The sequence below is a fragment of the Pseudoalteromonas sp. SA25 genome, from assembly GCF_011378705.1.
Lineage (GTDB): Bacteria > Pseudomonadota > Gammaproteobacteria > Enterobacterales > Alteromonadaceae > Pseudoalteromonas > Pseudoalteromonas arctica.
In genome coordinates, this window is sequence record NZ_WTKV01000026.1 from 48488 (window position 1) to 66855 (window position 18368).

Annotated in this window: 20 protein-coding genes, 8 tRNA genes and 1 pseudogene; 9 read left to right on the top strand and 20 right to left on the bottom strand. The window is 39.9% G+C overall.

The window, feature by feature from the left end:
* Positions 1-4 precede the first annotated feature (4 nt).
* From GQR45_RS18130 to dnaQ, 13 genes and pseudogenes are all read right to left on the bottom strand, one after another.
* Positions 5-808 carry a DUF6136 family protein gene (locus GQR45_RS18130; RefSeq protein ID WP_277344616.1) on the bottom strand — a complete coding sequence of 268 codons (804 nt, stop codon included), beginning with the start codon at positions 806-808 and terminating at the stop codon, positions 5-7.
* 10 nt (positions 809-818) lie between these two features.
* On the bottom strand, positions 819-1115 hold the full coding sequence (locus tag GQR45_RS21530; protein WP_277344615.1) for a DUF6136 family protein: 297 nt from the start codon (positions 1113-1115) through the stop codon (positions 819-821).
* A pseudogene (locus GQR45_RS18135) lies at positions 1112-1701 on the bottom strand (ATP-binding cassette domain-containing protein). The gene GQR45_RS21530 and the pseudogene GQR45_RS18135 overlap by 4 nt, the downstream one beginning before the upstream one ends.
* Positions 1702-2255: 554 nt before the next feature.
* Positions 2256-2332: transfer RNA gene (locus GQR45_RS18140), tRNA-Asp, on the bottom strand.
* A gap of 54 nt (positions 2333-2386) precedes the next feature.
* A tRNA-Asp gene (locus GQR45_RS18145) sits at positions 2387-2463 on the bottom strand.
* A 37-nt stretch (positions 2464-2500) separates the two neighbouring features.
* A tRNA-Asp gene (locus GQR45_RS18150) sits at positions 2501-2577 on the bottom strand.
* A 38-nt stretch (positions 2578-2615) separates the two neighbouring features.
* Positions 2616-2692 (bottom strand) — tRNA-Asp (locus GQR45_RS18155).
* A 37-nt stretch (positions 2693-2729) separates the two neighbouring features.
* A tRNA-Asp gene (locus tag GQR45_RS18160) sits at positions 2730-2806 on the bottom strand.
* 31 nt (positions 2807-2837) lie between these two features.
* A tRNA-Asp gene (locus GQR45_RS18165) sits at positions 2838-2914 on the bottom strand.
* 41 nt (positions 2915-2955) lie between these two features.
* Positions 2956-3032: transfer RNA gene (locus tag GQR45_RS18170), tRNA-Asp, on the bottom strand.
* 27 nt (positions 3033-3059) lie between these two features.
* Positions 3060-3136, bottom strand: a tRNA-Asp gene (locus GQR45_RS18175).
* A gap of 97 nt (positions 3137-3233) precedes the next feature.
* Complete coding sequence (locus GQR45_RS18180; RefSeq protein WP_165726659.1) at positions 3234-4604, bottom strand: TIGR03503 family protein; 1371 nt, start codon at positions 4602-4604, stop codon at positions 3234-3236.
* Between the two features lie 9 nt (positions 4605-4613).
* Complete coding sequence (gene dnaQ / locus GQR45_RS18185) at positions 4614-5327, bottom strand: DNA polymerase III subunit epsilon (protein WP_165726660.1); 714 nt, start codon at positions 5325-5327, stop codon at positions 4614-4616.
* Positions 5328-5395: 68 nt separating this feature from the next.
* Between dnaQ and rnhA the strand changes: the two genes are divergently transcribed.
* Positions 5396-5860: a ribonuclease HI gene (rnhA, locus tag GQR45_RS18190; protein ID WP_007378210.1), complete on the top strand. Its 465-nt coding sequence runs from the start codon at positions 5396-5398 to the stop codon at positions 5858-5860.
* Positions 5861-6024: 164 nt separating this feature from the next.
* Here rnhA and GQR45_RS18195 read toward each other — a convergent pair whose 3' ends face one another.
* Positions 6025-6810 (bottom strand): class I SAM-dependent methyltransferase, encoded by a 786-nt coding sequence (locus tag GQR45_RS18195; RefSeq protein ID WP_101217180.1) that lies wholly within the window; start codon positions 6808-6810, stop codon positions 6025-6027.
* Between the two features lie 53 nt (positions 6811-6863).
* On the opposite strand from GQR45_RS18195, the gene gloB reads away from it, so the two are divergent.
* Both gloB and GQR45_RS18205 read left to right on the top strand, forming a co-directional pair.
* Entirely contained in the window at positions 6864-7637 is a 774-nt protein-coding gene (gene gloB, locus GQR45_RS18200) for a hydroxyacylglutathione hydrolase (RefSeq protein WP_165726661.1), read from the top strand.
* A gap of 155 nt (positions 7638-7792) precedes the next feature.
* Entirely contained in the window at positions 7793-9373 is a 1581-nt protein-coding gene (locus GQR45_RS18205) for a LysM peptidoglycan-binding domain-containing protein (protein ID WP_007586008.1), read from the top strand.
* A gap of 65 nt (positions 9374-9438) precedes the next feature.
* On the opposite strand, the gene GQR45_RS18210 is transcribed toward GQR45_RS18205, so the two are convergent.
* From GQR45_RS18210 to GQR45_RS18220, 3 genes are read right to left on the bottom strand one after another with little or no spacing between them, the layout of a single operon-like run.
* Entirely contained in the window at positions 9439-9888 is a 450-nt protein-coding gene (locus GQR45_RS18210; protein ID WP_165726662.1) for a flavodoxin, read from the bottom strand.
* Positions 9888-10652 carry a tRNA pseudouridine(65) synthase TruC gene (truC, locus tag GQR45_RS18215; RefSeq protein ID WP_024593675.1) on the bottom strand — a complete coding sequence of 255 codons (765 nt, stop codon included), beginning with the start codon at positions 10650-10652 and terminating at the stop codon, positions 9888-9890. Before truC ends, GQR45_RS18210 begins: the two co-directional genes overlap by 1 nt.
* Positions 10645-10965: a YqcC family protein gene (locus GQR45_RS18220; protein WP_165726663.1), complete on the bottom strand. Its 321-nt coding sequence runs from the start codon at positions 10963-10965 to the stop codon at positions 10645-10647. Before GQR45_RS18220 ends, truC begins: the two co-directional genes overlap by 8 nt.
* 104 nt (positions 10966-11069) lie before the next feature.
* Here GQR45_RS18220 and GQR45_RS18225 point away from each other — a divergent pair, with 104 nt between their 5' ends.
* Both GQR45_RS18225 and GQR45_RS18230 read left to right on the top strand, forming a co-directional pair.
* A complete protein-coding gene (locus GQR45_RS18225) occupies positions 11070-12098 on the top strand; it encodes a DUF3549 family protein (RefSeq protein ID WP_165726664.1) in 1029 nt (342 codons plus the stop codon).
* The gene (locus GQR45_RS18230; RefSeq protein ID WP_002963032.1) at positions 12099-12398 is read left to right on the top strand and encodes a DUF3301 domain-containing protein; all 300 of its coding nucleotides are present in this window, start codon (positions 12099-12101) and stop codon (positions 12396-12398) included.
* Positions 12399-13251: 853 nt separating this feature from the next.
* Here the strand turns inward: GQR45_RS18230 and GQR45_RS18235 are convergent.
* Complete coding sequence (locus tag GQR45_RS18235; RefSeq protein ID WP_121954064.1) at positions 13252-13905, bottom strand: GNAT family N-acetyltransferase; 654 nt, start codon at positions 13903-13905, stop codon at positions 13252-13254.
* Between the two features lie 153 nt (positions 13906-14058).
* On the opposite strand from GQR45_RS18235, the gene GQR45_RS18240 reads away from it, so the two are divergent.
* The 3 genes from GQR45_RS18240 (at position 14059) to GQR45_RS18250 (ending at position 15445) form a co-directional block, all read left to right on the top strand.
* Complete coding sequence (locus tag GQR45_RS18240; RefSeq protein ID WP_002958240.1) at positions 14059-14295, top strand: DUF2789 domain-containing protein; 237 nt, start codon at positions 14059-14061, stop codon at positions 14293-14295.
* Positions 14296-14391: 96 nt separating this feature from the next.
* A complete protein-coding gene (locus tag GQR45_RS18245) occupies positions 14392-14658 on the top strand; it encodes a hypothetical protein (RefSeq protein WP_007378199.1) in 267 nt (88 codons plus the stop codon).
* A gap of 13 nt (positions 14659-14671) precedes the next feature.
* Positions 14672-15445: a Zn-ribbon-containing protein gene (locus GQR45_RS18250; RefSeq protein ID WP_165726665.1), complete on the top strand. Its 774-nt coding sequence runs from the start codon at positions 14672-14674 to the stop codon at positions 15443-15445.
* 63 nt (positions 15446-15508) lie between these two features.
* Here GQR45_RS18250 and syd read toward each other — a convergent pair whose 3' ends face one another.
* Positions 15509-16048 (bottom strand): SecY-interacting protein, encoded by a 540-nt coding sequence (gene syd, locus GQR45_RS18255; RefSeq protein ID WP_165726666.1) that lies wholly within the window; start codon positions 16046-16048, stop codon positions 15509-15511.
* Between the two features lie 59 nt (positions 16049-16107).
* On the opposite strand from syd, the gene queF reads away from it, so the two are divergent.
* The gene (gene queF / locus GQR45_RS18260) at positions 16108-16953 is read left to right on the top strand and encodes an NADPH-dependent 7-cyano-7-deazaguanine reductase QueF (protein WP_165726667.1); all 846 of its coding nucleotides are present in this window, start codon (positions 16108-16110) and stop codon (positions 16951-16953) included.
* Between the two features lie 56 nt (positions 16954-17009).
* Here the strand turns inward: queF and GQR45_RS18265 are convergent, their stop codons facing one another.
* Positions 17010-18275 carry an IS4 family transposase gene (locus GQR45_RS18265; RefSeq protein ID WP_165726668.1) on the bottom strand — a complete coding sequence of 422 codons (1266 nt, stop codon included), beginning with the start codon at positions 18273-18275 and terminating at the stop codon, positions 17010-17012.
* Positions 18276-18368 lie beyond the last annotated feature (93 nt).

Here is an 18368-nt window from a genome sequence, read left to right on the forward strand (position 1 = left end):
TAATTTAGTAAAGCAAGCACCCCAGCTGTAAAAAAAATCCAAACCAGCGCATAATGCGCTGGTTTTTTTGTGCAAAATTAACCTGCAACAAACACCACGGTAAACCTAAACTCAACAAAATAATGTTTAATCTCTCAAACGTAATGCTGTAAGTTACAAAGGTCTCTAAAAACAACAGCATACTAGGTATAAACTGGCTAATATAAAACGTCCGTGCTTTTTGGCATGTATTAAAAAACAAGCGATATTGTGCATAAATTTTAGCGCAATCAAATTGTAATGAGCTGCAAAATAATACAATAAAAGCCATCGCCACAGCATCAAGTATATTAACGAGATCAGCACGCTCAGCGACTAACGTAGTCGAGGCCATAAACACACATAAAAGTAACGACATACGCCATACCAGTGTCCAGCTGTGATTTATAAAGTAGCAAGACCAAAAACCAAACAGTGACCGAACACTAACACGCCCATTTATATTAACTCTAGGTATAAGCAAGCTAATGCTAAAGATGATTGAAAAACCAATATGATAAATAAGCGGCGATATGTTGATGGGAGTGAATAAAAAAAGGCCGCTTAACATAAAACCATAAACTAGTGCGCTAGGTTTGTATAAACACACAATGCCTAATCCTAACTGAATAAACATAAATACTATAAAATGCGGCACCTTTAACCACTGTTCAAAGGTAAGATCAAGCGCTATCAACAAACTAGCGATAAGCCAGCCATTGCTGATAAATAACAATTTAATATCGGCAAGGTGAAGCCAGCTAGGGTGAGCGATCGTAAGTTGAAACAGCCGTTGGTTACTATTTTTTAATCGCCAGTTTCATTGCGCTTATCATCACGCTTTGCAATAACAAGTAAAATAGTGCCATTTGCGCGCCATATAAAGGCGTATCTGCACTATCTATAATTTTCCCTAAGCCTAAAAAAAGCAATAATACAAAACCAAGAGCGGATGATCCCAACACCACTAAAAATAACAAACCAAAGTTTTTTAGCTGTTGAAGCAATTGCTTAAGCTCAAACGTGTACGCTAAATACCGGTAACCTATAAACGCGAGATACTTATTAAGTTTGCTTTTTATGCTTATGATACTCATAGCGAGACACACTTAAAACCATGCTCAATAAACACAGCGGGCTCATGGCAAGTAATGATAATTTGCCCATTGGGTTTGTCAGCCAAATAAGCATCGAGTTGGCTTAAAAGAGTGTGAATACTGGTTTGATCGAGCGCAGCACTCGGCTCATCTAATAATAAATAAGGTGATTTACGCATTAATGCTAAAATTAGCTGGCATTTTTTTGATTGCCCGACGACAGTGCTTCGAATCGCGTATTTAAAAATGCATTAAAGTTAAACCCGTTAACCAGCGAATGGGGCCAATCGCAACCTAATGTGTTAACAGATAAATCAATAATTTGATTTGCAGTTAAAAAATCTGGTAACGCAATACGGTCACTGGCAATTGCTACGGTTTTTGTTGAAGTGTTCAATCGGCTACCAGCAAATAAAAGTGAACCACTTTGCGGCTTTTCAAGTCCTGCTAGCATCATCAGTAATGTCGTTTTTCCTTGGCCGTTAGGCGCTTCAATACACCCCTTTTGATCTGAAAAAACTTTGTTGTAATCCTTAAAAACAACATTGCCTGAAAATTGCTTATTTAAGCTTATGACTTCAATCATAAAATATCCCTCTAAACTGACTATTCATTATAAGAATTCTGTTATGAGAAACAACTAATACCAATTCGCTTAATTAAGTGATCTATTTTGAGGATGGAGAAACGTGTTGATAGCTAGGAAAAAAATTCGCTATTTAGTTTTTCTAAATGAGAATTTTTTAACACAGGTAGCGACACGTTTAGCCCCGCAAAATGATTAAGTATTATTGCGGATTGGTATAATGATTGGAGCGGTGCTCTAGCTCACACTGCATACCACCCATGAAAAAATTAAGGTTGTTAAAATCGCTGAAATAGCTTCTGGCACGAGTAAATACTTTAACTAGCCGTTATACCCGATAATAGCTAATTACGTCCTGTGTGACACCTGGGGCAATTTAAGACTGGAGCGGTATTCAGTGCTGAGTGTTTAACTATTCATGGAGATAGAAGAAGATGAATATTTAGGAATAAGAGGAATATTAAAAAGTCGATTTTTTAGCTTATAGACAAAGAATGTTTTACTAAATTATTTAATCAAGGATTTTATAAACTTGTTATTGAGGAAATAACAAGTGGCGGAGTGGACGGGACTCGAACCCGCGACCCCCGGCGTGACAGGCCGGTATTCTAACCAACTGAACTACCACTCCGCAGTGGTATGTGCATGGGGTAATGCACTTACTAATTTTAATCATGATATCAAATGGCGGAGTGGACGGGACTCGAACCCGCGACCCCCGGCGTGACAGGCCGGTATTCTAACCAACTGAACTACCACTCCGCAGAGATATCATTATACTTGTTATTACTTAATTTGTTGGCGGAGTGGACGGGACTCGAACCCGCGACCCCCGGCGTGACAGGCCGGTATTCTAACCAACTGAACTACCACTCCAGCATACAAATTTTGTAATATAACATTGTTTAAATAGTTGGCGGAGTGGACGGGACTCGAACCCGCGACCCCCGGCGTGACAGGCCGGTATTCTAACCAACTGAACTACCACTCCGCAGAGATATCATTATACTTGTTATTACTTAATTAGTTGGCGGAGTGGACGGGACTCGAACCCGCGACCCCCGGCGTGACAGGCCGGTATTCTAACCAACTGAACTACCACTCCAGCGCATATTTAAACTGTTATTTTTTCTTATTGGCGGAGTGGACGGGACTCGAACCCGCGACCCCCGGCGTGACAGGCCGGTATTCTAACCAACTGAACTACCACTCCATAATAAGAATATGTTTTACAACCATACGTTGTGTAAGTGTTGGCGGAGTGGACGGGACTCGAACCCGCGACCCCCGGCGTGACAGGCCGGTATTCTAACCAACTGAACTACCACTCCAGCTTTTACTTACAAGTTTTACGAAAATGGCGGAGTGGACGGGACTCGAACCCGCGACCCCCGGCGTGACAGGCCGGTATTCTAACCAACTGAACTACCACTCCATATTTCCGTTGCTGTTTAGGTCTCCCTGACAGCGGCGTGAATAATACGAACCAACCCCTATTTCGTCAAGGGCTTTTTTGTTTTTTTATAGGTTTTTTAGTCATCTGTCATCGAAAGGTTTAAAATTTCACCTGATCTGTCATTTTTTGAGCCATTTTTACCGACTTGATTTTTTTCTGTGTCGGCAACATCACCCTCACTTGTTTTCTTTTTCTTTAAAAAAGGCAGCTTCACTTTAAATTTAATCGGTTTTTTCTGAACAAATATACGAATTAACAACCAACCGAGTAATAAAATGAGCGTATTGCAGCCTACAATTAAACTAATAATTGTAGATGTGGCCATTTTTTCTTCAACAGGCTCACTCTCAATCATTTTATCTGGCGTAATAATCGTTGCAGGATCAATTTCGGGCACCGCTTCTATGGGTCGTTCTATCTCAAATTTATACGTTGGTAGCGTTGCCATAAATTCACGACCGTTAATATTAGTGCCAAAAACAGACAGTTCAACACTATATCTACCCCAATCATAATTTTTAACACTAAGTTGTCGTGAGTCTTTAGCAGCAGCATCTATGGTAAACATTTGCTCTTCGTTATTGGGATAGTAGATTTTTCCCTGGATGATGACTGTTTCTGGCTTAACAATAATTGGGTCTATATTTATAGTTAACAGATGCTCGTCTGTGTCTTGCTCTGCTAACGCGACTTCGGTTACAAAAGGTGGCTCGTGCACTTCTATTGTATTTTGCACAATGCGACGCTGCAGCAGAGGTGTTGCCACGTAAAGCTCTGGTGTCCATTCACCCGCAGGGAAATCTAAAGTAAACTCGCCGGTAAATACACCATCTTTAGGGCGCTCATCAAATCCACGTCCATCGTCTTTAAATTCAGCTACTTCTTGAATGCCTGCGCCAAAGTTAGCAAAGTTTTCATTGTTGGTACTTACAAAGTCAACATTAAGGCTAACAACATCTCTAAATAGGTTTGTATTAATTGGCTCACCGTCATTTAGTATTTTTCCGGTGATTTTTATTGTCTCCCCCCTAAACAACATTGAAGGAAGAGGCTCTGCTTCAAGAGATATCTCGCCTAATACAACTATTCTGCTGTCGGGTAAAATACTGCCTATTACTTGCCAAGGACCTGCCATAGGTTTTTTTATGGTTACTAAATCGTAGCTGAGTTCATCAAACCAATCTAAGTTAGGGTTTTTAACTGAGTCAGTAGCAAAGTACTTACTGCCATCGGGCCTCACTAAAATAACAGCATGTGCACCTGATTTTCTAAAAAAAAGCAGTGTTATTTCATCTATTTTGCTATCTATGCGAAAACGATTATCAAGTAAAGGGATCTCATTTTGATGCCCATCGCGCTTGAGCACTTCTACTTGTTTTACGCCATATGCATTGCCAGTAAATAAACTAGCTGCACATAACGCTGTTACAAAATACATCGTTTTCATTAAATCGCCTTATTCAGCGCGCCATATACATTGGCCGCCTTCTTTGTTTACAAGATCTAATCGTGCTTCGTGTGCGCTTTGCTCAGCGTCGCTTGCTCGTAATACAACTAATGGGGTTCTATCACTATTTAAACGCTTTATACCGCCCTTCTGTTGCTCGCTGCCGTCATCTTTATTTTGATTCAAATTTAGCTTTGTTTGACCACCCGTCATGGCAAGGTACACATCGGCTAAAATCTCAGAATCCAGTAGCGCGCCGTGAAGCGTTCGTTTACCGTTATCTACATCGTAACGACGACATAATGCATCAAGGTTGTTCTTTTGACCTGGATGCAAGTCACGCGCCATTTTAAGCGTGTCGAGAACTTGACAAAAAGTATCTGTTTTAGGATAACCCTGATTAAGCAGCGCAAATTCGTTATCCATATGACCAACATCGAACGGTGCGTTATGAATAACTAACTCTGCCCCTTCAATATAGTCGAAAAACTCTTGGGCAATTTGATGAAACAACGGTTTATCACGTAAAAATTCGTTAGTGATACCGTGAACGTCGATTGCTTCTTCTTCACTTGGGCGTTGTGGGTTTATATAAACGTGAAAGTTATTGCCTGTTAAACGGCGATTTACTAACTCTACACACCCAATTTCTATAATACGATGCCCTTGTTTAGGGTCTATGCCGGTGGTTTCTGTATCTAAAACTATTTGTCTACGTGCCATATCGAATTTTGCCTGATTCTGGTATCTTTCTATAATCACTTTATTGTACATAAGATCAAGGTAAAACAGTGCAAAAAACCGTAGAGATTTACACCGATGGCTCATGTTTAGGTAATCCAGGCCCCGGCGGTTATGGTATTTTTATGATTTATAACGGCCACGAAAAAGAAATGAGCCAAGGTTATAAACTCACAACGAATAACCGAATGGAAATGCTCGCGGCTATTGTAGCCCTAGAATCACTCACTCGAGAATGCGAAGTAAATCTAACAACCGATAGCCAATATGTTAAGCAAGGTATTGAATCGTGGATCACTAACTGGAAAAAACGTGGCTGGTTAACATCAGCTAAAAAGCCGGTTAAAAACGTCGATTTATGGAAACGCCTAGATAAAGCCTGTAGCGAGCACAATGTAACCTGGAAATGGGTTAAAGGGCATAGCGGCCATAAGTACAACGAAATAGTTGACGATTTAGCGCGCGATGCCGCTGGCAGTAAAGATTTACTAGAAGATGTAGGCTACCAGCCTTAATTTATTCTAAGCTAGTTGCTGTTATACCAATTTTATTAAAAACATGTTCATTCTATCGCATTATATAACTCACTAACTGCGTTAAAAATTATTCATATAGAACAACTATATGTCACAATTTCGCCTTGTTAATGTGCTATTTTCTTAGCGCTATAATAAATCACTTATTTAATGCAATTGGTATTATTTTCTTGCTCGCACGATTTAAAGTGTTGCTTTGACGTTTGTCTAAGCCCTGCCCCTTTTACTGGCGCAAACTGCGGCCTTGCATGCCACTTAGGTTTTATTGGCGTAAGTGGCGCAACTCTTTTTCGTGCCACCAGCATATAAACACTGCCCATCGGTTTTAAATACTGTTTTGCAAAAGTCCGCCAAAACTCAAACCTTGATAGCCTATTACCTCTTGCCAGTGATGAATAAATAAAACGTTCGTCACTTACAATTTCAAAACCAAGTAAGTTTAGCCAATCTTTAACCCTCGCAGGTGTAAAAAAGCGCCCCGTCCATGGTAATTTCTGACCACTAAAAGGCAGCATTTGTGCAAGTCCGCACAAACTAAACGGGTTAAATCCCGTAATTACTATATAGCCGCCCGGAATAAGTGTGCGATGTGCTTCTCGTAAAATGTGATGTGGGTCTGAATGATACTCTAAGCAGTGACTTAGTATGCATGCATCAATACTGTGCTCGTAAAATGGCAGTTCATCTATGTCAGCAACTACCCCAGTGTAAGGCCCAGGCTCTGCAACACACACCTGGTGTTTAATCGTACTTATACTTGTATTTAATTCGCCACTTAAATTACCTAGCTTAAGCATATGATAGCCAAACATACGCGGCAGCCATTGCTCCATTTTGCGTTCAATATCTTTGCGCAAATAATCCCCATGAGGAAACTGTTGCCACGACAGTGGTTTGGGTCCTTCTTGAAAACTAAGGGCTGGTTTCATTTTTTGAGCTCGTTATACTATGCGGTAAGTGTCACTTTATAGAGCAATTTACCATGGTGCAAGTCAAAGCAATTAAAGCCTTTTCTGATAATTACATTTGGTGTTTAACTACCGATAATAGTAACCAAGCATGGGTAGTCGATCCAGGCCAAGCACAGAGCGTATTAGCGTATCTAGCTGAGCACAAACTAACGCTTGGTGGTATTTTAATTACGCATCATCACTACGACCACACTGATGGCGTAGCTGCATTAGTTGTCGCCTATCCAGATATATCGGTTTATGGCCCCGCAAATAGTCCATTTAAAGGCGTCACTCACGCACTCACGGATGGTCAAAGCATCAGTGTGCTTAATATTAACTTTAATATTTTGGCAACTCCTGGGCACACGCTTGATCATATTTGCTATACAAATGATGAACTTGCTTTTACAGGCGATACATTGTTTAGCGGTGGATGTGGGCGCTTATTTGAAGGCACGCCAAAGCAAATGTGGGGATCATTTAATAAACTAAGAGAGCTGCCTGCAAGCTGCAGTGTGTATTGCACGCACGAATACACGCAAGCTAATCTTGCCTTTGCCAAAGCGGTTGAACCACGTAACCCAGAACTCCTTGCGTACAGTAAAAAAGTAGACGAATTACGCAGTAATAACCAAATCTCCCTACCCACTTCTATTGGACAGGAGCTAAAAATAAATCCATTTATGCGTAGCGATTTGCCAACCATTACAGAGTTAGTGCCAGAAAAATTCATCTCGGTTACAAAAAACAATGAACCTTGGGGAAACTTTGCTAGTCTGAGACAGTTCAAAGACAATTTTTAATGCACAAACTAATACTTTAATATTTATTTTATTAGAATCATTAACTTAAGATATAGTGATGATTCTATTTCTGCGTTTTAAAAAGTCATTAAGTGGCAATGTTAACTCATAACAGGTAGTATTCGCCGAGTTTTTTACCCGATGTATTGGTATTTATGAATAAATCTCCCCTATTAGTAGCCTTGGCGTTAGCGCTAAGTGGTTGTCAAACTGTGACAACTCTAGACTCAGACTCTCAAGTCGCCACGCAAGCAAACCAACAACTCGAAGGCGCAAGTCCTAACGACATTAACAATGCATTGATGGTAAACGCACAATATCAGCAAGTTGACCCTGATGAGCAAGAAGCTCCCGTGTTTGATGATGTGTGGGAGCGAATTCGCTACCAACTTTCTATCGAAATACCGCAAAACCGCCCTGTTGTTACTGAACGTAATTATTACGCTCGCCACCAAGCCTATTTAGATCGTATTTCTAAACGTGCAGAACCTTACTTACACTTTATAGTTGAAGAAGTAGAAAAGCGCGAAATGCCAATCGAAATTGCACTACTGCCTATTGTAGAAAGTGCATTTGACCCGTTTGGTTATTCTAATCGCAGCGCATCGGGCATTTGGCAGTTTATGCCTGCAACCGGTGAGCGATTCGATTTAAAACAAAACTGGTGGTACGACGGTCGTCGCGACATAGTGCAATCGACTCGCGCAGCACTTGACTACTTATCGTATTTACATAAAACACTTGAAGGCGATTGGCTAAATGCGATTGCTGCTTACAACTCGGGTGAAGGGCGCTTGATGCGCGCTATTAAAAAGAATCGTAAAAAGCATTTACCTACCGATTTTTGGTCTCTTGATTTACCTAGCGAAACAACAGCCTACGTACCAAAGTTATTAGCACTTGCCGATTTATTAAAACGCTCAGATGATTTTAACGTTACATGGCAACCAGTAATTAATGCACAAGTGGTTGAAGTGGTTGATGTTGGATCGCAAATAGATTTAGCGCTTGCTGCTGATATGGCTGATATGACGCTTACTGAGTTATACAGATTAAACCCTGGTTTTAACCGCTGGGCAACTGATCCTAATGGCCCTCATTCTTTATTATTGCCTGTTGATAAAGCAGAGGAATTTAGCCAAAAACTAGCAAACACTGATGTTAAAAACAGATTACGCTGGCAGCGTTATATTGTGGCTCGAGGCGACAGCTTATCGGTAATTGCCAAAAAGTTTACAACAAGCTCAAGTGCAATCCGATCGCTTAATAAACTCAAATCAAATACGATTAAAGTAGGCCAAGAGTTATTAGTCCCGCTTACTGATGGCGCTATAAATAGCGAGCATTTACCAAAGCAGATGCGTTTAGCTGCTAATAAAGCAACTCGCACAAAGCTTTCGCACACAGTTAAAAGTGGCGATACATTATGGGACATTAGCCGCGAATATGACGTAACTATGGATGAGCTGGCTAAATGGAATAAGCTAAAGAAAAACTCTGTACTGCGCCTAAATCAAAAACTAACTGTGTATAAGTCAGCTAATAAACCACAAGCAACGGCAAGTACCAACCGTACTATTACATACAAAGTACGCCGTGGTGACTCACTTGCACGTATTGCGTCTAAGTTTAATCTAAGCGTTAACGAAATTATTAAGTGGAATAATTTAGCAGGTCAAAAATACTTACAACCTGGCCAAAAGCTAAAACTTAAAGTAGATGTCAGAAGTAGTTAATTTATAAAGCTATAAAAGCAAAAAGGAGCGCATGCGCTCCTTTTTTAATACCTTAAAGTTAAGGATTAAGCAGCTAGTTTTTCTAGCCATACTTTTAACCAAGGCTCAGTTACTGGCCATGGTTCAAAATCTTCACATGCATCTATTTCTAGGCGGTTGCCCACAGGCTTTGCTTGTAAATCGCGTAGTAGCTCGTCAAAGCTTCGCCCAGCGCCACAAAATGTATCGCCGTAACATCTGTCACCCATTGCAATTACACCAAACGGTTTATCGGTAAGCATTGGGAAAGTGCTATTCATTGCAAAGTACAATCCTGCCAAATTACTCGGTACATCACCTTGCCCTGTTGTGGAGGTAACAATTAAAATATGCGATGCATTTTTTATATCATCAAGTGATGCTTCAGTAATTACTGTAGCAGTATGACCCGCTTGCTCAATTGTGGTTGCAACTTCATCGCTTAAACGCTCTGCACCGCCATTAACGCTGCCTACAAAAATACTAATATGTGCCATTAATAATCCTTTTCTTGCTCTGGCCAACCTAGCTGCTTACATATTTCAAGCATGTCTTCACCTAGTGGCGCTTTAATTGTTATTGATTCATTACTATAAGGGTGCACAAAACTAAGCTCTGTTGCAAATAACATTAAGCGTCTTAGCTCAAAATGCTCCCTAAAAAATTGATTATGCTGGTTATCACCGTGATTTACGTCACCAATAATAGGCAGTGATAAGTGCTTTAAGTGTCTGCGAATTTGATGCTTGCGCCCTGTTTTTGGAAAACACTCAACCAACGAGTAACGCACTGTTGGGTACTTACCAATAGGAATAGGCAATGCAACTTGGTGCAAGCAATTAAACTGGGTTTGCGCTTCTTGCGGTGCTTTGTCTTGATCTGCAAATTTATCGGCTATTTTATCAAGTTCTTCTTTAAGCGGTTTATCTAAAAATACTGACTCTGGCGCAAAGCCGCGCACTAAGGCTAAATAGCGTTTAGCAATAGTACCTTCAATAAATAGCTGGTTCATATCGCGAGCTGCTTCAGAGCTCAGTGCAAACAGCAATACGCCCGACGTAGGTCTATCGAGCCTATGTACTGGAAATACATGCTGCCCTAGCTGGTCGCGCAACATTTGCATAGCAAACTGGGTTTCGTGTTTATCTAAAAACGAGCGATGCACTAATAAACCTGAAGGCTTATTTATAGCCACATAGTTTTCATCTTGATACAAAATAGTCAGCTCGCCATATTCAATAGGCGCTGGACGCTCACTCATTTGGTTCTCCTAAAAAGGTATCAAGGGCTGTTAATAATTCAATTATTTCATCGCTCCCTGCTTTATTCACAAGTGTCATTTGCGCCATAGGGGCAATAGCAAAATTACGTGGCAGTGGTTGCTTATGTGTTATTAATTGCTGTATTTTTTCAATAAATACAAATTGTAACCACTGCTCAAATGCCATTGTATCGTGACAAAAAGGAGTATTTGAAAGCAGTGCATCAGCGTCTATTGGCTCACTTTGCCAAAGCGCGTGTTTTTGTAAAAGTGCCGTTAGCTGCACTAAATGAGTTTGGGTTTGCTGGTACATAACCACCCTCTTTTATATATGTAATGCAATTATACCCTGTTCCCTCATAGGCGGCTATGACGTATAATTAATGTAATTTTGCAGTAAAAACAGTTGAGAAAACAATGAGTGATCAAATAGCTACATTAGGTCAGCTTTTAGATGGTGCGGGTACTCAGTGGCGTGCTTTTGATATTGGCAGGCACATTACTAAGCTTGATAAAAAACAATTTTTAGCTATTGAACAAGCCCAAGTGCCTTACCCTTATCCTCTTGCTGGTCATGCTTGGCTCGCTATTCAATTTTGGGATACTAAAGCCAGTAAAGAACCTTATGTATGGTTTTTAAAGTTTCCACTTGATGAGCAAAGTATGCTTGTAAGTGCTAGTCGCGATCACTTTGCTGATATGGTTATTCAAGCGCTAGGCACTGAAGTCACAGGTGAGCAAGCCGATGGGAAACTTGATAATAACCCTTATGTTTTTACACCAAACGCAAATAAATTAGCGGCATTTAACGCCCAAGTAAAAGTACTATTAAAACAGCCTGCGTCGCAGTATTACGAGCATGCACAGTTATACTTTAGCGGTAAAATTGGTTTTGATAATTGGCAAAGTGTTGCACTGCAGGGTATTGCCGATTTTGCACTACGCTTAGACAGCGATACAAACTTAAGTAATTTGCAAAAAGCATGGGCGCATTTACCTATTGAAGTACTGCAACCACTCAGTGCCATGCTTGAACACGTTGAAATACCAACATCAATGAGTGAGTTACTTGTTGATTACGCACAGGCCGCAATTAGTAATAACGATACATTAGCTATAACCGCAGCACTAAGATCTGTTTCAAAAGGTCAAGCTCAAGGGTTATGCGCTCAATTAGTCGATACTGTACTAAGCTCACCGGTAAGACACGACTCTGACGTGTTACTAACAATAGCTGGGCGGTGTTTTAAGCAATTAGAAAACCCTGAACGCTTACATGTATTTATGGATAATTGCGCACATCATCAAAAAATTGAAGAATTGTTTCCAAGTATTTTTGCTGACTTAGTTGCAATACCGACTATTCGCCCGCATTTATTAGGCTTATTACGTAAAGAAAATCGTAGCGAAACCCTCGCGCGTGCAATTGGAAGGTTATTCTCTTAAATGGCAAGTTTATGGACGTTCATACTTATTGGTAGTGTAATTTACTTATTTTGGCTTAACCGAAAGGTTGCTGAAGCGGCGAACGTTCATGCTAAACGTCAAAGTGAGCAATTGCAGGTGCAATTGATGAGTGTTGCATGCACAAAACGCCGCTTTGGTTTTTTAAAGAACGGCAAGCCAGGCATCAAAAGTGAATTTATATTTGAATTTTCAAGCGATGGTGAAAATGCTTATCAAGGTGTGTTAATTATGGAAAATGAGTTTTTGAAAAGTGTGGTTGTTCCACCGCATAAAATATAAAACTGAATATACTTTAAGAGTATTTGTCTTAAGTTGATAAACTTAATTCAACACAAAAAACTAAGGCGTAACTAAAGTTACGCCCCAATTGGACTGCATCCTGCTAGATATCCATTATCTTAAATCCGTATTATCATCCCCTGAACGAGTAAACAACCTTGTTTACCCTCACATTGCATCCTGCAATATCCATAGCCACCTTGGCAAACCCACGAAATCTATCGTTTGGCTACATACTGTAGCATCATCCCTGGTAATCCTTTTAAGTAGCTCCTGCCACTTTTTGCATCCTGCAATATCCATAGCCATCTTGGCAAACCCACGAAATCTATCGTTTAGCTACATCCCGTAGCATCATCCCTGGTAATCCTTTAAAGTAGCTCCTGCCACTTTTGCATCCTGCAATGTCCACTTGCCATCTTGGCCGTCCTACGTAAACTAACGCTCCTGCTACTTCCTGTAGCGTCATCCGTGATTATCCTAAAGTAACTCCTAGCTACTAAGTGCTTCATGCACTTCCTTATTCTTCCTTGTATCCGTTTTAGCTTGTCCTTTATGCTTCCTGCTAGCGTCCGCTATGTTGCCTATTCCGTATCCTTGGCAGTAACTCAATCATTGAGCTATGTCGTCTTGACAAAGAGAAGTTTAAAGCAATCAGGGGGGAGAAGTAGGACTTAACACTAAATAAATAAACGTCACAAAAATGAAAAAATAAAAATAAACTTTAAATAACAATAACTTGAATGAAAAAAAGGCTACTTATTAATAGCCTTTAACTGACAATGCTCACGATAATGTGAGATATATCTCACGGCCTTATGTCCGTTTGGGCGCATTGGCTTACATCATAATTTTAAATAGTTGGCTCAATTATTGATTTAAATAGTAACTCGCCCTCTACTTGGTTAAAAGTAAGGTGTTTAAATGCTTCAAACTTTTCGGTTTTAAAAAATTCAGTGTGTTCTCTACGCGTTACAAATACAGCCATCCCCGTTGACTCAGCGTTACATTTAACTAAATCATCAAGCCCTCGTAGTAAGTAACGACCAAACCCTTGCCCATGAAAATGTGGATCTACGGCAATAAAAGCTAAAAAGTAGTAATTGCCTTTCTCTTTAAGGGCATCTCTAATTGTTTGTTCTTTATCTATTAATTGATTTGTTTGTAAGTAGCCCGCACTCAGCATTAATTTTAAACGCCAGTGCCAATAACGCTGCGCTTGTAATTGGCTATTAGATTCAAATACACACGCTACTGCTTTTAATTTATCGTTGCGGTATAAACCAATTAATGGCTGCTTTTCTTGCCAAAAACTACTGAGCTCTTCGCGAATTAATGATCGTAATTTTTTTTCGTATACTGATTTATTTTCGTCATTGTAGCTAAGCATGTTTTGTAATACAGGATCGTCATGATAAGCCTGATAAATTAGGCTTGCTGCAGTGCTAATATCTTCTGCGGCTAAATACTGTACGCTGAACGTATCAGCTGGCGTGGTTACACTCATTGTATTTCCTTTATTATTTTAGCTGTAGACTGTTTAACTTTATACCTAACTATATACCTAAAATTATTAACCGTAAATTCAGCGAGAGTTTAACTAGCTAGGAGTAGAGTTAATCCTTAGAATAAGTTTTCATTCGTTTAAAGGAGCAATATCATGGATACGACTAAACACGACATCAATACACTATTTGCACAGCTTGGATTACCTAATTCTGATGAACAAATAGATGCATTTATTGCCTCACATGAATTAGAAGACACAACACTACTCCAAGAAGCTTCTTTTTGGGATGAGGCACAACAGCACTTTTTAGCTGAATCGCTTGCACAAGACGGTGATTGGAGTGAAGTAATTGACGAGTTAGATGTACGCATTCGTCAAAGTAAGTAATTTTATTTAATGTACCCTCCCTTATTTATTGCTAACATAGCATCTGCGCAGCATTTATATGCTGCGTATTTATTTTATTAAAGAGTTATATATCTAATGAATTCAGTTGTATTTGATGCAATTAAAGCCCTTCTTGATGAAGGCAAAACCCCTACTGTAGCACTAACTAAAAGCCGTTTGGCACAACCGGTTCCAATGCCGATGATTATTGCAGCAGTAAGCCAATATAAAAACAATCCTGATTCAATTAATAACTTCATGAGAAACCCACAGCAGTCAGATAATACTGAGCTTAAAACAAGTCAATTAGATAGAATTGAGCAAAAACTCGATAAACTTCTTGCACTGCTAGAACAAAAATAATTTGAGACTATAAATGTTCGTTGTTGATTTAACTTTTGATTGCTACCAAGACACCACCCTAGAACAAGCCGAACAAGCAATAAATCGCTTAGTAAATGCACTGCGTTTTAATGGTCAAATAATGGGCGAAGAATTTCCAACCGTTTTAAAAGATGGATTTTTTATTACCCGTGTAATGTGCCCTACTGAAGATGCAATGCACCCGCTAAATAACAGCCCGTTTGTTAAGCACAGTATCGAAAAGTTACATAGTGCGGGGCTACTTGCGCCAAAAGTAAAAGTGATTGGACAAGATATTCACTCCAATGGTGCTGACTGCTGTAAAGAACCATCAAGTTATATTTTATACACAACCTATGTGCATACGTGTAGCCCGCTTTATTGTGGTGATGACTTTTTGCCTGTGCCGTTATTTCGTATTCCGGCAATTGCTAATGGTGACTATAAAACGCTTATAAAATGGCAAGAAGATTGGCAAGCCTGCGATCAAATTCAAATTAATGGCGCAACCCGTTGTGAGTTTCCGGCACTTGAAGAAATATCGAGTATCCAAAGCGACTTATACAGACGCGGAAAAGACATAACAAAGCGAATTAGTTTTTTAACTAAAAAGTCAACCTATTATTATTTATACCGTGTAGGCGGCGTAGATAAAGCGTCTGAACTTGAACGAAAATGCCCTAGCTGCAATGGCGATTGGAAATTACCTGAATCGTGGTTTGGGTTATTCGACTTTAGGTGTGAGCCGTGTGGCTTAGTGTCGAATATATCGTGGGATTTTCAGTAACCACTTTAATGAGCGCTTGAAATCAGCTTAGTGATGACGCTAAGCTGATTTATTAAACACGTTTTAAACCTCTAATGCCTTTAAAAAAGCATTAATGTTAGGTGCAAGTACATGGTGTGTTTTTTTGCCTACGTGCTCTAAACATACTTCACCAGTGTGCACCAATACACTTACTAGTAAATCATCTTGACCTGTTAAACCAATAAATACCGTTTCTGGCTGCTTGAGCTTGCGTTTCATTAAAACGTGACCCGTTATATTTTGCTGTAACAAATTAAAATCTTCTTCGTTCCATGCTTGTAGTAATTCAACCTGATGCCCATCAATAACTGCTGAAATGCTTCCACCGTACATATGCCCATATAGCTCGCTAAGCTCTTTTGGGAAATCAAGCTCAAGTGCGCTGGCTAAATCATTAAGCGAACCTGCAGGTTGCTGACGCGCCCCCTGCCATTGAATGTTACCTTGCTCGTCAACCTCGCCAACTTCACACGGGCTTGGCCATTGCTCGTCGTGCACAATAAGTGGGTACTTTGCGGTATTTTTCAGGGTATTTTCGCTAAATGTTTGATGAAGTTGTTCTATAAGCAATGCAACAGACATACTGTGAAACTCATTTAAATTAGATATAATGTCCCTATTGTAACTATTTAAGAGCAAACATGACAGATTACAGCAATTCTCCAGACCTTAAAGGTAGCGTATTAGGCCAATCTACTGAGTATGTAGATGTGTACACGCCAAGCTTGCTTTTCCCTATTGCGCGCAAACTAAATCGTGATGCTTTAAATATTGACGAAGCAGAGCTTCCATTTAAAGGCCAAGACATTTGGACAGGTTACGAGCTTTCATGGCTAAACAATAAAGGTAAACCGCAAGTTGCCGTAGCCTTATTTACCTTTGAATGCCAAAGCAGCCATATTATTGAGTCAAAGTCGTTTAAACTTTATTTAAATAGCTTTAACCAAACCCGATTTGAAAGCATTGATGTAGTAAAAAAGTACTTAATTGATGACTTATCAAACGCGGTTAACAGCCCTATCAAAGTGACTTTATATAATCCTGATGATTACAATTGCTTACCGTGTACGGCGCTGCCAGGTGAATGTATTGATGACTTAGATATTGAAATTAATAATTACGATATTGATGCTAATTCACTTAAAGCAAAAAGTGATAACGTAGTTACTGAAACGCTCTATAGCCATTTACTTAAATCAAACTGTTTAATTACCTCCCAGCCTGACTGGGCAAGTGTGATCATACGATACACAGGCGAGCAAATATGTCGCGAATCGTTACTGCGTTATTTAATTTCGTTCAGAACGCATAACGAATTTCATGAGCAATGTGTTGAGCGTATTTATAGCGATTTAACAACACAGCTTAATATTAAAGAGTTAGAGGTTTACGCGCGTTATACTCGTCGCGGTGGGCTTGATATAAACCCGTATCGCTCTACGCATTATAACGACACGCCATTTGCAGTTAAAATTAATCGTCAGTAGATTTTTTTACACTGGAATATCGGTATTAAAAAAAGGAGCCTGGGCTCTAATGCCGTTCACTTAAGGTGAACGGTTTTTTTATTTCTAGCGTACCGCTGTGGTCTTGGGTTGACTGAACGAGGAAAACTTCGCCCCCTTCGAGGCTCTAGAATGAGGCTTTCTGCCATCGCATAAAAGTATTTTAATTGACGTGGTATGGCTCCAGGTGTTGAATAAGGTAATCCAACAAGCAACCTCATTATTTGAGCTAAACTACCATTGAAACTCAGTTGGTACGGTAAATAATCACCTTTTAATGTGTGGCACATTTTTACCATCTGATATCGCACCATATTATAAGTAAGCAACACTCCCCACAGCTCTTGCTTTACAAGCGCTGGTAAGCGACTTCTTAATGTTAATCGATTGCCCAGCATATATTGCTTTTGTTCCCGATAACCAAGCTCTATCTCCCAGCGGTGACTGTACAAATCGCCTATATCGGCTGACGGATATCGCATCGGATCTGTCATCGATGTCATCACACTGTATGATTTACCCTTTATTTTTCGAGTCACTAACCTCGCTATTAAGGTGTCAGGCAGCGTTGGCCACATCTTTCTTGCTCTTGGGTTGCTGCTAAGTTGGACTAATTTATCATTACGCCCTAATGTTTGAATAACCTCATATTGCACATTTTTTTTCAGGGGGATTAGCCAGTGGCGTTCACTGCCAGTCGTTTGCCATTTATGTAAAAGCCCTAAAGAATAGAAACCTTTGTCGAATAAAGTGAGACTGTTATCGGGGGTGGTTTCTATAAGCTTTTCAGCCAGCACCATTTCATTGACCTTGTAATCATCAAAAGCACTCCCCGTGATTATGTGGCTGCTTAGCTCCATTTGACACACCATTCTGACCTGTGGGTATTGTGTATTGGTCGGTTTTGTAAAGGCTTCATTGTTTTGGGGTGAGTCATCCGTACGCCAAACAACACCATCGACACCAAGCAAGGTAAGCCCATTCCAATGAGGATGATTAGCGCCATTATTCCAATGCCTTTGGGTGCATTCAAATAAGGCTTTCATGGCGGCTTCACCTAGGTTTTTACGACACTGAGTTAAAGCACTTGGCGCAACAAATGGCTTACCCTCGCGGTCAACAATGTCGAGCATATTAACGACATCGGCCATCGATTCTAGGGTTAGTTTTCTTTTTCGTAGTGTAACGGTTTCGGTCAGTGCATAGGCTTCTTCGATAAGAGATAAAGGGAGTAAATCTACGAGTGTTTCAACGTCATTAGGTTTGATGTTGTTAATAATATCGAGAGCATTAGAAAGTTGCATAAAAAAATCCGAATTCTACAAAAGAATTCGGATTCTTACATACCTAGAAGATCGTTCAAGTGCTATTAACTAATTCTTAAATGATCGGCATTA

Coding starts and splice junctions, on each gene's coding strand:
- truC (WP_024593675.1), bottom strand. CDS start 10,652: ATGAGTGAGCGTCCAGCGCCTATTGAATATGGCGAGCTGACTATTTTG.
- GQR45_RS18245 (WP_007378199.1), top strand. CDS start 14,392: ATGAATTCAGTTGTATTTGATGCAATTAAAGCCCTTCTTGATGAAGGC.
- GQR45_RS21530 (WP_277344615.1), bottom strand. CDS start 1,115: ATGAGTATCATAAGCATAAAAAGCAAACTTAATAAGTATCTCGCGTTT.
- syd (WP_165726666.1), bottom strand. CDS start 16,048: ATGTCTGTTGCATTGCTTATAGAACAACTTCATCAAACATTTAGCGAA.
- queF (WP_165726667.1), top strand. CDS start 16,108: ATGACAGATTACAGCAATTCTCCAGACCTTAAAGGTAGCGTATTAGGC.
- GQR45_RS18250 (WP_165726665.1), top strand. CDS start 14,672: ATGTTCGTTGTTGATTTAACTTTTGATTGCTACCAAGACACCACCCTA.
- gloB (WP_165726661.1), top strand. CDS start 6,864: ATGGTGCAAGTCAAAGCAATTAAAGCCTTTTCTGATAATTACATTTGG.
- GQR45_RS18180 (WP_165726659.1), bottom strand. CDS start 4,604: ATGAAAACGATGTATTTTGTAACAGCGTTATGTGCAGCTAGTTTATTT.
- GQR45_RS18235 (WP_121954064.1), bottom strand. CDS start 13,905: ATGAGTGTAACCACGCCAGCTGATACGTTCAGCGTACAGTATTTAGCC.
- dnaQ (WP_165726660.1), bottom strand. CDS start 5,327: ATGGCACGTAGACAAATAGTTTTAGATACAGAAACCACCGGCATAGAC.
- GQR45_RS18225 (WP_165726664.1), top strand. CDS start 11,070: ATGAGTGATCAAATAGCTACATTAGGTCAGCTTTTAGATGGTGCGGGT.
- GQR45_RS18210 (WP_165726662.1), bottom strand. CDS start 9,888: ATGGCACATATTAGTATTTTTGTAGGCAGCGTTAATGGCGGTGCAGAG.
- GQR45_RS18220 (WP_165726663.1), bottom strand. CDS start 10,965: ATGTACCAGCAAACCCAAACTCATTTAGTGCAGCTAACGGCACTTTTA.
- GQR45_RS18265 (WP_165726668.1), bottom strand. CDS start 18,275: ATGCAACTTTCTAATGCTCTCGATATTATTAACAACATCAAACCTAAT.
- GQR45_RS18230 (WP_002963032.1), top strand. CDS start 12,099: ATGGCAAGTTTATGGACGTTCATACTTATTGGTAGTGTAATTTACTTA.
- GQR45_RS18205 (WP_007586008.1), top strand. CDS start 7,793: ATGAATAAATCTCCCCTATTAGTAGCCTTGGCGTTAGCGCTAAGTGGT.
- GQR45_RS18240 (WP_002958240.1), top strand. CDS start 14,059: ATGGATACGACTAAACACGACATCAATACACTATTTGCACAGCTTGGA.
- GQR45_RS18195 (WP_101217180.1), bottom strand. CDS start 6,810: ATGAAACCAGCCCTTAGTTTTCAAGAAGGACCCAAACCACTGTCGTGG.